Source organism: Flavobacterium ajazii (genome assembly GCF_010614725.1).
GTDB classification, from domain to species: Bacteria; Bacteroidota; Bacteroidia; order Flavobacteriales; family Flavobacteriaceae; genus Flavobacterium; species Flavobacterium ajazii.
The window spans coordinates 372860-386121 of sequence record NZ_JAAEHL010000005.1 but is presented as its reverse complement, the minus strand read 5'-3'; the positions used below and the strand labels follow the sequence as shown (position 1 = coordinate 386121).

Sequence of the window (13262 nt, the reverse complement as noted above, 5' to 3'; positions counted from 1 at the left end):
TATATTTACAACTTGATATTTCATGATATGGCTGTTCATAGATTGGATTTAGACGAATTTGACGAAATTGATTATTATTTAATGGCAATTCATACTTCCCTGGAGGACTATCGATTGGCCTATTTTATCAATAAAAAACTTCCGGTCAACTTAAGTAAGAGCAAAAACGAGATTCATGCTCAGACTAAGAATGGTGAGGCAAATTTTTCCAGATTTTATTATTATGATACCGATAAAGCCCTTTCATGGAACCTGATTCAGAATAAAAATGAAATCATTTCAGTGAGTACGGGTGATTTTCAGAATTTGTTTTCCAATGAAAAAAGTGAGTTTTCAACAACAATTCATTTACTTCCTGAATTCAAAAAAGTAGATTTTTTCCTGAAAATTGACAATAGCGATGAGGCTATAGATTTTTCAGAGATACAGCAAAAGCTAAATACAATTGAGAGTATTGCGGCTATTTATGCTGTGGATACGAACAAAATAAAATCAAAAAACAATTTAATTTTTTAAAGAAATGCTAACAAACAAAAAAACTAAAATTGTAGCTACACTTGGACCTGCATGTAGTACGAGAGAGATCATCAAGGATATGATCGAAGCAGGGGTTAATGTGTTTAGAATCAATTTTTCGCATGCTGACTATGAAGGAGTAAAAGAGAAGATAAATATTATTAGAGGACTAAACGAAGAATTTGGATATACAACTGCAATCCTTGGGGATTTACAAGGGCCAAAGCTCAGAGTTGGTGTGATGGAAGAAGGAACAGTTGTTAATGATGGTGACATTATTACTTTTACAACTGCTGAAGATATTATAGGAAATGCTCAGAGAGTGTTTATGAAATATCAGAATTTCCCAAATGATGTTAATCCGGGAGAGCGCATTTTGCTTGATGACGGTAAGCTTATTTTTGAAATCGTTTCTACAGATAAAAAGACTGAAGTTGTTGCCAAGGTTATTCAGGGTGGTGAATTAAAATCTAAAAAAGGAGTTAATCTTCCAAATACAAAAATTTCTTTACCTGCTTTAACTGAAAAAGATATTGCTGATGCAATTTTTGCAATTGAGCAAAAAGTAGACTGGATCGCACTTTCATTTGTGAAAACTCCACGTGATTTACAGGATTTACAGGAATTAATCGCTAAACATTCAGAATATAAAATTCCAATCGTTGCTAAAATTGAAATGCCGGAAGCTCTTGAGAACATGGATAAAATTGTAGCATATTGCGATGGTTTAATGGTTGCTCGTGGAGATTTAGGAGTTGAACTTCCTGCTCATGAAGTGCCATTGGTTCAGAAAGATCTAATTCGCAGAGCTAAAACAGCTAGAATTCCTGTAATCGTTGCTACACAAATGATGGAAACAATGATTACAAGCTTGACTCCAACAAGAGCAGAAGTTAATGACGTTGCAAACTCTGTAATGGATGGAGCTGATGCTGTAATGTTGTCCGGAGAAACAGCTACAGGAAATTATCCGGTACAGGTAATCCAGAGAATGACTCAAATTTGTGAGGCTGTTGAGGATTCTCCGCTTATTCAGGTTCCACAAAATACGCCACAAATTAAAACAAAACGTTTTGTTACTAAAACAGTTTGTCATCAGGCAGCTTTATTAGCTAATGAAATAGAGGCTAAAGCAATTTGTACCTTGACAAATAGTGGTTATACAGCTTTTCAGATTTCAGCATGGAGACCATCTTCTGCACATATTTTAGTGTTTACTTCAAACAGAAGAATTTTAACTCAGTTAAATTTATTATGGGGAGTTAAATCTTTTTTCTATGATAACGAAGAAAGTACAGATGATACTGTTACAGATGTAAATCAAATTGCAATTCAAAAAGGGTATGCTAAAAAAGGAGATTACTTAATTAACCTTGCTGCAATGCCAATTAAAGATAAAGGAATGGTGAATACCATGAGAGTTTCTGAAATAGAATAGTTTTTTATAAAGCACATATTTAAAAATCCATCCGGAATATCGGGTGGATTTTTTTGTTTCAATTCTTATGAAAAGGATTATGAGTAATCAAATAAAAATTCCCGACAAATAAAATTGATCGGGAATTCTGATGTAATTTATGAACATAAAAGCACTATCTTTTCCAGTGCGGTTTAATAATTTTGTTTTGCTTATGAATTAAAATTAAGAATAAAATTGTTGCAAGTGCACAGAAAACAATAGCCTGAATAGATCCTTCAGGACCAAACTCTCCGCCGGTAATAATTTCCGGGCCTTGTATTTTGGCCTCAAATAAGCTGTTTGTTTTTTCGTTTCCTGATGTAATGGCACCAAAGATTCCCGACTGTGTAAAGTTCCAGGCAAAGTGTAAAGCAATTGGAAGCCATAAATTACGGCTGTAAATAAAAGCAGCTCCAAATAAAAATCCTGCCATGATTATGCATATTGATGACAGTAAAGTGCCGTGAGGATTTGCCAGGTGAAAAACACCAAACAGGACTGATGAAATGGTAAGCGAAATATAGCTTCCCAGTTTTTCTTCCAAAATCCTGAATATAATTCCGCGAACCAATATTTCTTCTATAATTGCAACTGTAAACATAATCGCAAACGGAATCAGGACGAACGAAACAGGATTGGTATTCACGATGCTGTAACTTCCATTTAAATACATTACGAAAATGGTAAGTGATTGTAGAATAACACTTATTAGAATGCCCAAAGATATATTTTTGACAATTCCTTTTGTGGCAAATTCAGTTATGGTCCTTTTATCATACTTTTTAAAAAACAAAATATAGCTGAAAACGCAGGCTGATGAAACCAAAAGCCCTTTGAGAAGATTTCTGTAATCTTTGTCAAGTGGTGTTAATGTCAGTAATCTTGAGGCAATTTGCTGTCCGATTATAACAACTGCCATAAAAACAAGTAAGGCAAGAATCATCTTGGTTATTGGTGATTTAAATATTTTTTGTTTTGTAGTAAGGGCTTTCATTTAGATTAGGTTTAAGTATTAATTTGAAGCAAAAGTATATTGCTGCAAAACCAAAAAATAGAATGAAATTTGCCTTACTTATAATTTTTGAAATTGTTTGGGTAAAAATCCGGTTTGATTTTTGAAAGTCCTGATAAAGTGACTTTGATCTGCAAAACCGCATTCGAGACTAATTTCGGTTAGATTGGTCTGGTTTGATTGTATGAGTGAAATTGATCGGTTTATTTTGATACGGCGCATATATTCGCCAAGAGTGCAGCCAAAATATTTAGGAAAGTGTTTGGATATTGTAATAGGATTTAGTTGTAAAACCTTTGCCAGATCTTTCAGATTTGGATTTTCATTCCAGCAGTCATTCAATAATTCGTTTAAACTTTTTACCCAATACGGGCTCTTTTCAAATCGTTCCAAATGATGATGTGTTTGGGATAATTGAGAAAAAAGCATCGTTATATTATCGCTCGAAAAGGTATCTGCGTTAAGCGTTTCTTTGAATATTTTAAGGATCAGAAATTTTGTGAGCGCAGTATTTTTAACTGATTTTTCGATTATCGCTTCGTTGATTTGAAGTTCTCTCAGGAGGTTTTCTTCAATTTCGATATTGATGTTTTTCGATGGAAAAAGCGTATTCTGGTTCAAATGCAATTCGTTACTGTGATAAAACAATAATGAACCTGCTCCAACAGTTTCACTAAAGTTTTTTCGTTTTTCTGTTGTTCCACCTTTCAGGAAAAGCGTAATGTGTGCATTATTGTGTGAATGCCAGCCTTCGTATACCTTATTTTGATACTCAGTTTCAACTACTGCAATACCTTGTGTGGTGTTAAAGATGTTTTTGGTGTTGCCTAAATATTTCTCCTTTTCGAGTTCGTACATTTTTGGGCTATTAGGTGCTATATGGACTAAAAATATTATTTATTAGAAAATTAAAATAAAACACACACACTTTCAAAATATTAATTGCTTTTTGAAGTATTTGTAAGGTTCGGATGCTTAATAAAAACATTGTATAAAAATTAACTCAAAAATAATAGTTTTTTTACTTATTATTTAATTGATTTGTAACAAAAATAAAATAAGAGTTACTAATTAGGTAACTATTAAATCATTGATTATGTATAAAATTACAATGAAATCAATTTTTGCTGCGTCTGTTTTTTTGGCAGGTGTCAGTGGGGGTTTCGCACAAGACATTTTAGTAAATTCACTAAAGCTTAATGCAAGTGATAAAAGCAAAGAAAATTTTAAATTCACTGAAGTAATTAATTTAGGGACTACTTCGGTAAAAGTACAAGGCTCTTCAGGAACATGCTGGAGTTATTCGACCAATTCCTTTTTAGAATCCGAAATGATTCGTTTAGGAAAACAGCCGGTTGAGCTGTCTCAGATTTTTTCTGCTAGAAACGTATATGTGGAAAAAGGAAAAAATTATGTACGAATGCACGGCGCTGTTACGTTGGGTGATGGAGGATCTTTGCATGATGTAATTAATATGTATAAAAAATACGGTACTGTTCCGAGAGAAGTTTATACAGGATTGAATTATGGAACAGATAAAAATAAATTTGCTGAAATGGCAGCAATTATCGAAGGAGTATTGACAGCGGTTGTTAAAAATCCAAATGGAGAATTGACTCCAAGCTGGGAAAAAGCATATGCTTCTGTTATTGATTCATATTTAGGGAAAGTTCCGGATAATTTTGCTTATAAAGGAAAAAATTATACTCCGCAGAGTTTTGCCAAAGAAGTAGTTGGGATCAATCCTGATGAATATGTAGAAATGTCATCTTTTACTACTGCTCCGTATTATCAAAAAACATTATTAGCCGTGCCTGATAACTGGTCATTTGATCAGGTTTATAATGTAAAAGTAAATGATATGACAGATGTTATTGATAATGCTTTAAAAAAAGGCTATACAGTGGCATGGGCAACAGATGTTAGTGAAAAAAGTTTTAGCTGGAAAAATGGTGTTGCATATGTTTCGTCTAAAAAATACGATGATATGACAGCCGAAGAAAAAGCAGATATGTTTAACGGGCCAAAAGCAGAGCCTGAAATTACTGCTGAAATGCGTCAGGCAGCTTTTGATAACTATCAGACTACCGATGACCATGGAATGCATATTATTGGTCTGGCAAAAGACCAAACAGGAAAAGAATATTATATCGTAAAAAATTCATGGGGAGAAACAAATGACTACAAAGGTTTCTTGTTTGTGACTAAAAATTTCGTAAAATATAAAACGACAGCTTTAATGGTAAACAAAGGAGGGATTCCTTCTGAAATTGCCAAAAAACTAGGCGTATAATTTCGTTTGTTTTTTAAAGTATTAATCCCGACAGCGCTTATAAACAATGTGTTTTGAGGTTGTCGGGATTTCTTTTTATTGAGATAAAATAATTACCATACACAGATCATTTTGTATATTTTTGTAAATTCCGAATTAAATAATTTTAGATGAGAACATTTGTTATAGGCGACGTTCATGGTGGTTTACTCGCCCTTGAACAAGTGATGAAAAAAGCAGAAGTTACCGAAAAAGACACTTTAATATTTCTTGGCGATTATGTAGACGGCTGGAGTCAGTCGCCTCAGGTAATTGATTATCTGATTCATCTTCAGGGCAGGCAAAAATGTATCTGTATAAGAGGAAACCATGATGAATTGTTATTAGAATGGCTTAAAAATGCAAAAAACAATGAACTTTGGTATCAACATGGCGGTGAGGCAACTGTTTTGGCTTATGAACAGTTGAATGATGAGCAAAAACAAGTCCATATAAAATTTTTGGAATCACTTCAGGATTATTATCTCGACGAACAAAATCGCTTATTTGTACATGCAGGTTTTACTAATTTGAACGGTGTTGAGTATGAATATTTCTCTAAATCCTTCTATTGGGACAGAACCTTATGGGAAACTGCACTTTCATTGAATCCTGATTTGAAAGAAAAAGACCTGTATTATCCTAAACGATTTACATTGTACAGAGAAATTTATATTGGGCATACACCTGTTAGTCGAATTGGTGAAACGGTTCCGATAAACAGGGCGTGTGTCTGGAATATTGATACAGGAGCAGCCTTTAAAGGACCTTTGACTATAATGAATGTCGATACGAAAGAATTCTGGCAAAGTGAACCATTGAATGAATTGTATTTTAATGAAAGAGGCAGGAATTAAGCTGTAAAAATTTATTTTTGCACTTTAAAAAATATTTAAATTTTATGAGAAAAATTATTGCATTATTATTTCTAGGATTATCTGGCATTAGTACACATGCACAGCAGGCTTTTAAAGGAAAAGGTGATATCAAAGTTAATATCGGAGCGAATATACAGGATGGTGGATCTGGAATTCAGAGTTCTGTTGACTTTGGTCTGGCAGAAAATTTCTCTTACGGTTTTGTGGCTACTTATTTGTTGGGGGTAAGTGAATTTTCAGGTTTTTATAATGGAGGAACAACTGAATATCATAATGTAAAACCAGATTTTGAAGATCGTTTTGATGCTAAATTCAGAATCAATGCTAACATAGGAAATGTATTTGATATTGATGAAAAATTGGATATTTACCCTGGTTTAAGTCTTGGACTTAAAAACTTCGGCGGACATGTGGGAGGTCGTTATCTTTTTACAGAAGGTTTCGGAGTATTTACTGAGCTTGGGTTTCCTATTGCAAAATATAGTGATAACGACAAAATGTTTCATCATTTAAATAATCAGTTTACGTTTAGTCTTGGTGCTTCTTTTAGTTTATAAGGAGTTTTAAAATAAAAAATATGAAGCGGCGGTTTGCAATTCAAACCGCCGTTTTTTTTGTTTAAATCTAACTGAAATCTTTTTTGTTTCTGAAAATCTATAAAGTGCAAATAGTCTTAAATAGAATTTTCATGATATTACTTTTTCTAAAAAATAGGAATATTCCTGTCGTTTGGGTTTGTTTGTTTTTTCAGTCAAATTTTTAGAATATAAAAGAACTATTTCCTAAAAAGCCAATGTTTATGGGTTCTTAGAAGTTTTTTGAACTATAACGTTTTAGTTGTATTATGTATATTAAAAACGGTTATTTTTTTTATTATGTGTATTTTTTTTCTAAATTTTTTTTTGATTAAGGAAAAATATTTACTTTCGTGTAATCGATTACATTTTATTTTAATTTTTTCGATGACTTAAACTAAACTATCATTTACTTAAACCACATTTATGAAAAGAATTTTACTTTACATGGCTTTGCTGTTTATTTCAGCGAACGTTGGGGCACAAACTATCACAAAATCTTCAGGATGGCTTGAGTCTGCTTTTGTAGAATGGTCTCCGGTAGCGGGAGCTGACAGTTATAACGTTTATTATACTGGCGGAGGAGAGACAAACAAAAAAATTGATGAACAGCTGATTCGTAGTTATGGGACTTATTTCCGTGCTGATGTACCTGGTATTGCAGCAGGTAGCTACACTTTGACTGTGAAACCGGTTACAGCAAGCGTTGAAGGTGTTGGTACAACAACATCAGTTTTAACTGTTGTTGCTCATGACCGAAATGGTTTTGCTTTTGATGGTGGCCGGGTTCCGGGAGGATATAAGGCTGATGGTACACCTAAGACAGGAGCTGTTATTTTGTATATCACTCAAAACACAAAAAACACGATTGCTTACAACATTGTTACAAGCAGTAAAGGTGCAGTTACTAATTATGTTGGACTGCAAAATATTTTATATGGTATTAAAAAAGGATATGATACCCGTCCATTTATTATTCGTTTGATTGGTAATATTACTGATATGACTGTAATGGAAGGTGGTGATATTACTATTGAAAATAATAACAATGCAAATAGTTATCTTACATTAGAAGGAGTAGGAAATGATGCTGTTGTAAACGGAATGGGAGTTCGTCTTAAATCTGCATCTAATATTGAGGTTAGTAATCTTGGTTTTATGAATTGCAACAGTACAGCTGGTGATAATATCGGTATGCAGCAGGATAACGATCATATTTGGGTGCATAATAATGATTTGTTTTATGGAAATGCCGGTAGTGATGCTGACCAAATAAAAGGTGATGGGGCATTGGATAATAAAAACTCAACTTATATCACATTGTCTTATAATCATTTTTGGGATAATGGTAAAGCAAGTCTTTTGGGGTTAAGTGAAGGAACGACTTCTGGATTATATATTACGTATCATCACAACTGGTTTGATCATTCAGATTCCCGTCATCCACGTGTTCGTTATTATTCTGCACATATTTACAATAATTATTATGATGGAAACGCTAAATATGGTGCGGGATCAACCATGGGGTCTTCTTTATTTGTAGAAGGTAATTATTTTCGAAATAGTAAGAATCCAATGATGACTTCTTTGCAGGGTACTGATATATGGAGTAGTAGTAAGCAGGCAAATGATGCTGCTAATCAGGGAACATTTTCTAATGAAGCAGGAGGGACTATTAAGGCTTTTAATAATACATTTGATGCGGATATAGCAACTAATAGCATGCGTTTTGTAGCTTATGGAGATACTAATCCCTTGTATAATATTGCGGGAAAAATTAGTTCTACATCTGATTTTGATGCTTATTTGGCTACAGCCCGAGATGAGATTGTTCCGGCTACGGTAACTTCAAAATCAGGAGGAAATACATATAATAATTTTGATACCGATGCTGCATTGTATGTAAAAAATCTGGTAATAGACTCTCCTGTTGATGCTAAAGCTAAGGTTGTGCAATACGCAGGTCGTATTTCCGGAGGAGATTTAAAATGGACTTTTAATAATTCAACAGATGACACTTCGTACCTTGTTATTGCAGCATTGAAGACTTCACTTACGAATTATGTTTCAACAATGGTTGCTGTACAGGGAGAAACAGCGGCGCCAGGAAATCAAACATTGATAGCAACTACAAATAATAATAATCAAACCGTATCTAGTGGTGCTGCAATTAGTAATATTGTATTTACTTGGGGTGGTGATGCTACAGATGCTTCTGTAACAGGATTGCCAAATGGAATCACTGCTGCAAAAAATACTACTGCTAAAACATTAACTCTTTCCGGGGTACCTACTGAAACTATGGAGTATACGGTTACTACTACAGGAAGTGCAGGGACTTCTGCTTCAGATTCCGGAACAATCACTATGCTGCCTCCAAGCAGTCAGGTGCTTACGTCAACTAGTAATAATAATAGTCAGACAATAACTTTGGGTGCGGCAATAGCTCCAATTGTATTAACCTGGAGCGGTGATGCTGAAGATGCTGAAGTTGGTGCATTGCCTGCTGGTCTTGGTTCAGTAAAGGATACAGGAGCAAAAACAATTACAATTTCGGGTACGCCAACAGCTACAGGTTCGGTTACTTTTACTGTAACTACTTCGGGCAGTGTGGGAACTCCGGTTGCAGTATCGGGAACAATTGTTGTTAATGCTGTGGTTTCTGGAAGCGAAATACATGATTTTTCTAGAGCAACACCAACTCCTACATCAAGTTCATTCTATACTATCAGTGGAAATATGAATTCTACTGCTGGAACTCAAAATTATGATGGATTGTCATTAACTGCTCGTCTAAAATTAGAGACGGAAACATCAATAACTTATAAAACAACTGCTATATCAACACTGACATTGGTTTTTGATGCAGATTTTGTTAAAAAGGTAAAAGTTGATGATGTAAATTATACTGCTGTAGGCGGAATAGTTACGATTCCTTCACTGCCAGCGGGTTCGCATATAATAAAAAAAGGTGATGTTGCAAATTTATTTTATATTAAGACGACATACGCTACATTAGGTTTGGGTGATAATGTTCAGGTTTCAAAATTAGCTATATATCCAAACCCTGTTTCAGATCAATTATATATATCTTCTGAAGATCAAAAGATAGAAAATGTAATGATTTACAGTTTAACCGGAGCGGTGGTGAAAAATATTTCAAATGAGGTTGAATCAGTTGATGTTAGCGATCTTGCTTCAGGAAATTATGTGGTAAAAGTGACTACTGATCAAGGAGTTATTACTAAAAAGATTGTCAAAAAGTAATTGAAATTGTTTATTGAAAGGGCTTCCAATTTTGGGAGCCTTTTTTTTGTGTTTTATATTGAATTTTGCTTTTAAGGGAAATTTTAAAGGATGTTTTAGTTTGATTTTACTTTTCTATCTATAAAATAGTAGGTTTTTTCTTTCTTTATTTTATGTGTCAGACAAATTAAATTTTATAAAACAAAATAACTATTTTAAGTTAATTTTTTTTAAACTTCCAGTTTAAGGAGTTTATGAGGCTGTATAAAATAAGGCTTTTTTAATGTGTGTAATTTATTACATTTAATGCAACAAATTACATTTTGATTATTTAAAAAGCTATTTTTTTATTTAATGTGTTTTTTTAATACTAAAATATTATGAATACTTAAATTTTGTATATTTTTGCGTAATCGATTACATTTTAATATTTGTATTCGTACAAAACAAACCACTTTATTAAACTATCAATTAAACCAAAACCACTAGAATGAAAAACAAATTATTTTTTTTGACTATTTTGTTTGCTTCAATGCAAACATGGTCGCAGCAAATTAATGAGGCGGTCGGCTGGCTCGAATCTGCTTTTGTAAAATGGCAGCCTGTCAGTAATGCCCAGACTTACAATGTCTATTATACCGGAAACGGTTTTACAGACAAAAAAATTGACAATCAGTTAATTCGCAGTTATGGTTCTTATTATCGTGCGGATATTCAGGGACTTAAGGCAGGAACTTATACTGTAAAAGTTAAGCCCGTAATTTCTGGTGTCGAAGGAACAGGAACTGCAACAGGTACTTTAACTGTTTTAGCACATGACCGAAATGGTTTTGCTTTTGATGGCGGCCGTGTTCCGGGAGGTTATAAAGCTGATGGTACTCCAAAAGACAATGCGGTGATTCTTTATATCACGCAAAACACCAAAAATACAATTTCAATGGATATTACCGGAGCAAGTGCAAATCCTTGTGTTGGGCTTCAAAACATTTTGTATGCGATTAAAAAAGGAAAAGATACTCGTCCGTTTATCATTCGTCTTTTAGGAAATATTACTGATATGACTGTAATGGAAGGTGGGGATGTTGTTATCGAAAATGCCAATAACGCTTCCAGTTATGTGACTTTTGAAGGTATTGGTAATGATGCAGTTGCCAATGGCTGGGGAGTACGTCTTAAATCAGCTTCGAATATTGAAGTTAGTAATTTAGGATTCATGAATTGCAATAGTACAGCTGGCGATAATGTTGGAATGCAACAGGATAACGATCATATCTGGGTTCATAATTGCGATTTATTTTATGGAGATGCGGGTAGCGATGCAGACCAGATAAAAGGGGATGGTGCTTTAGATAACAAGTCGTCAACGTATATTACATTGTCTTATAATCATTTTTGGGACAATGGAAAAGCAAGTCTTTTAGGTTTAAGCGAAGGTACTACAACGGGATTATATATCACATACCACCATAACTGGTTTGATCATTCAGATTCCCGTCATCCAAGGGTTAGATACTATTCTGCACATATTTATAATAACTATTATGATGGTAATGCAAAATATGGTGCGGGATCAACATTAGGTTCTTCTTTATTCGTAGAAGGAAATGTTTTTCGCAATTGTAAATATCCTATGTTAACTTCTAAGCAAGGAACAGATATTTTTTATGATTCTGAAGGCACTTTTTCAGGTGAAGCCGGAGGTACTATCAAGGCTTTTAATAATACAATGAGTGGTCAGACGCGTTACGTTCCATATAATGCGGCCAATTATCCTGTTGAGTTTGACGCTATAGAAGCTGCAACAAGAGGTGAGGTTATCAGCAGTAGTATTAAGTCAAAACTCGGAGCAAATAGTTACAATAATTTTGATACAGATGCTGCTTTATACGTTAAAAATCTGGTTATAGATCAGCCTGCGGTAGCACAAACTAAAGTAGTACAGTATTCAGGCCGTGTTTCAGGAGGAGATTTAAAATGGACTTTTGATAATGCTGTTGATGATACTTCGTCTACTGTAATCACAGCATTAAAATCGGCTCTTACGAATTATACAGGAACATTGGTTTCCGTACAAGGTGAAACAAGCGTTGTAAGCAATCAGACGCTTACTTCAACTACAAATAATAATCAGACTGTAACGAGCGGTACTGCTATTAGTTCTATTGTTTTTACCTGGGGAGGCGATGCTACAGATGCTACAGTAACAGGATTGCCGGCTTCCGGAATTACTTTTGTAAAAAATACTACTGCTAAAACTATTACTATTTCAGGTACCCCAACAGCAACAGTTTCCTATTCGATTACTACAAGTGGGACAGGAACTGCAGCAACAGGATCGGGAACTATTACGGTTACAGCGGCAAGTGCTCAGACCCTTACTTCGACTACAAACAATAATCAAACAGTAACAAGTGGTACTGCTATTGGTTCTATTGTTTTTACCTGGGGAGGAAGTGCTACAGATGCAACCGTAACAGGGTTACCGGCTTCCGGAATTACTTTTGTAAAAAATACTACTGCTAAAACGATTACTATTTCAGGTACTCCAACAGCAACAGTTTCGTATTCTGTCACTACAACAGGAACAGGAACGGCTGCTACAGGATCCGGAACAATTACCGTGACGGGAACATCGGCAGGAAACCAGATTCATAATTTTACAACTTCTGGAAAAACCAGTACATTTTACACTATTACCGGAAATATGAATTCGACAGCAGGTTCTGTAACCTATGCTGGGCTTACATTGACGGCGCGTTTAAAAATTGAAACGAGTACATCAATTAGTTATACTACAACAAGTGCATCAACTTTAACATTGGTATTTGATTCTGATTTTACAGGGACAATAAAGGTTAACAACGTTTCTTATGCTGCTGTTGGAGGAATTGTGACAGTTTCGGTTCCTGCAGGTGCGAATACCATAACAAAAGGTTCTGTTGCAAATTTGTATTATATAAGTACAGCATATAATACAACTTCACGTATGGCATCAGATTTATCAGATAGCTCAGTTGAGGAAACGGTTGAGTCTAGATCATTGACTTTGTACCCGAATCCAGTTTCAGGAGAGTTGAATATTGATTCAGATAAAGCGATTCAAAAAGTAGAAGTTTATAATTTGACAGGCGCTTTGGTGAACTCGCAAGAAGGAAATAATACCAGTATTGATATGGGTAATCTTGCCAATGGCAGCTATTTAGTTAGGGTTCATGCCGGAAGTAGTGTTACTACAAAAATCATCATTAAAAAATAATACCCAACT

The 13262-nt window shown here is 34.4% G+C and carries 9 protein-coding genes; 7 read left to right on the top strand and 2 right to left on the bottom strand.

Going from position 1 to position 13262, the window contains the following annotated elements; genetic code table 11:
* Positions 1 to 27 precede the first annotated feature (27 nt).
* Together GWR14_RS11845 and pyk are read left to right on the top strand one after the other, a co-directional pair.
* Positions 28 to 516, top strand: coding sequence for an IPExxxVDY family protein (locus tag GWR14_RS11845; RefSeq protein WP_163409230.1), 489 nt, complete (start codon positions 28 to 30; stop codon positions 514 to 516).
* 4 nt (positions 517 to 520) lie between these two features.
* Positions 521 to 1954 (top strand): pyruvate kinase, encoded by a 1434-nt coding sequence (pyk, locus tag GWR14_RS11840; RefSeq protein ID WP_163409229.1) that lies wholly within the window; start codon positions 521 to 523, stop codon positions 1952 to 1954.
* Positions 1955 to 2108: 154 nt separating this feature from the next.
* Here the strand turns inward: pyk and GWR14_RS11835 are convergent, their stop codons facing one another.
* On the bottom strand, positions 2109 to 2969 hold the full coding sequence (locus GWR14_RS11835) for a CPBP family intramembrane glutamic endopeptidase (RefSeq protein WP_163409228.1): 861 nt from the start codon (positions 2967 to 2969) through the stop codon (positions 2109 to 2111).
* Between the two features lie 78 nt (positions 2970 to 3047).
* The gene (locus GWR14_RS11830; protein WP_163409227.1) at positions 3048 to 3845 is read right to left on the bottom strand and encodes an AraC family transcriptional regulator; all 798 of its coding nucleotides are present in this window, start codon (positions 3843 to 3845) and stop codon (positions 3048 to 3050) included.
* A 238-nt stretch (positions 3846 to 4083) separates the two neighbouring features.
* On the opposite strand from GWR14_RS11830, the gene GWR14_RS11825 reads away from it, so the two are divergent.
* The 5 genes from GWR14_RS11825 (at position 4084) to GWR14_RS11805 (ending at position 13253) form a co-directional block, all read left to right on the top strand.
* Positions 4084 to 5280, top strand: coding sequence for a C1 family peptidase (locus GWR14_RS11825; RefSeq protein WP_163409226.1), 1197 nt, complete (start codon positions 4084 to 4086; stop codon positions 5278 to 5280).
* A 149-nt stretch (positions 5281 to 5429) separates the two neighbouring features.
* Positions 5430 to 6155, top strand: coding sequence for a metallophosphoesterase family protein (locus GWR14_RS11820; protein ID WP_163409225.1), 726 nt, complete (start codon positions 5430 to 5432; stop codon positions 6153 to 6155).
* A gap of 44 nt (positions 6156 to 6199) precedes the next feature.
* Entirely contained in the window at positions 6200 to 6733 is a 534-nt protein-coding gene (locus tag GWR14_RS11815; protein WP_163409224.1) for a DUF6646 family protein, read from the top strand.
* A gap of 444 nt (positions 6734 to 7177) precedes the next feature.
* Complete coding sequence (locus GWR14_RS11810; RefSeq protein WP_163409223.1) at positions 7178 to 10018, top strand: pectate lyase family protein; 2841 nt, start codon at positions 7178 to 7180, stop codon at positions 10016 to 10018.
* Between the two features lie 469 nt (positions 10019 to 10487).
* Positions 10488 to 13253 (top strand): pectate lyase family protein, encoded by a 2766-nt coding sequence (locus GWR14_RS11805; protein WP_163409222.1) that lies wholly within the window; start codon positions 10488 to 10490, stop codon positions 13251 to 13253.
* Positions 13254 to 13262: the final 9 nt, after the last annotated feature.

Bases quoted from the DNA above. Each gene is read 5' to 3' on its own strand.
- GWR14_RS11815 (WP_163409224.1), top strand. From the start codon at position 6,200: ATGAGAAAAATTATTGCATTATTATTTCTAGGATTATCTGGCATTAGT.
- pyk (WP_163409229.1), top strand. From the start codon at position 521: ATGCTAACAAACAAAAAAACTAAAATTGTAGCTACACTTGGACCTGCA.
- GWR14_RS11830 (WP_163409227.1), bottom strand. From the start codon at position 3,845: ATGTACGAACTCGAAAAGGAGAAATATTTAGGCAACACCAAAAACATC.
- GWR14_RS11835 (WP_163409228.1), bottom strand. From the start codon at position 2,969: ATGAAAGCCCTTACTACAAAACAAAAAATATTTAAATCACCAATAACC.
- GWR14_RS11825 (WP_163409226.1), top strand. From the start codon at position 4,084: ATGTATAAAATTACAATGAAATCAATTTTTGCTGCGTCTGTTTTTTTG.
- GWR14_RS11845 (WP_163409230.1), top strand. From the start codon at position 28: ATGGCTGTTCATAGATTGGATTTAGACGAATTTGACGAAATTGATTAT.
- GWR14_RS11810 (WP_163409223.1), top strand. From the start codon at position 7,178: ATGAAAAGAATTTTACTTTACATGGCTTTGCTGTTTATTTCAGCGAAC.
- GWR14_RS11805 (WP_163409222.1), top strand. From the start codon at position 10,488: ATGAAAAACAAATTATTTTTTTTGACTATTTTGTTTGCTTCAATGCAA.
- GWR14_RS11820 (WP_163409225.1), top strand. From the start codon at position 5,430: ATGAGAACATTTGTTATAGGCGACGTTCATGGTGGTTTACTCGCCCTT.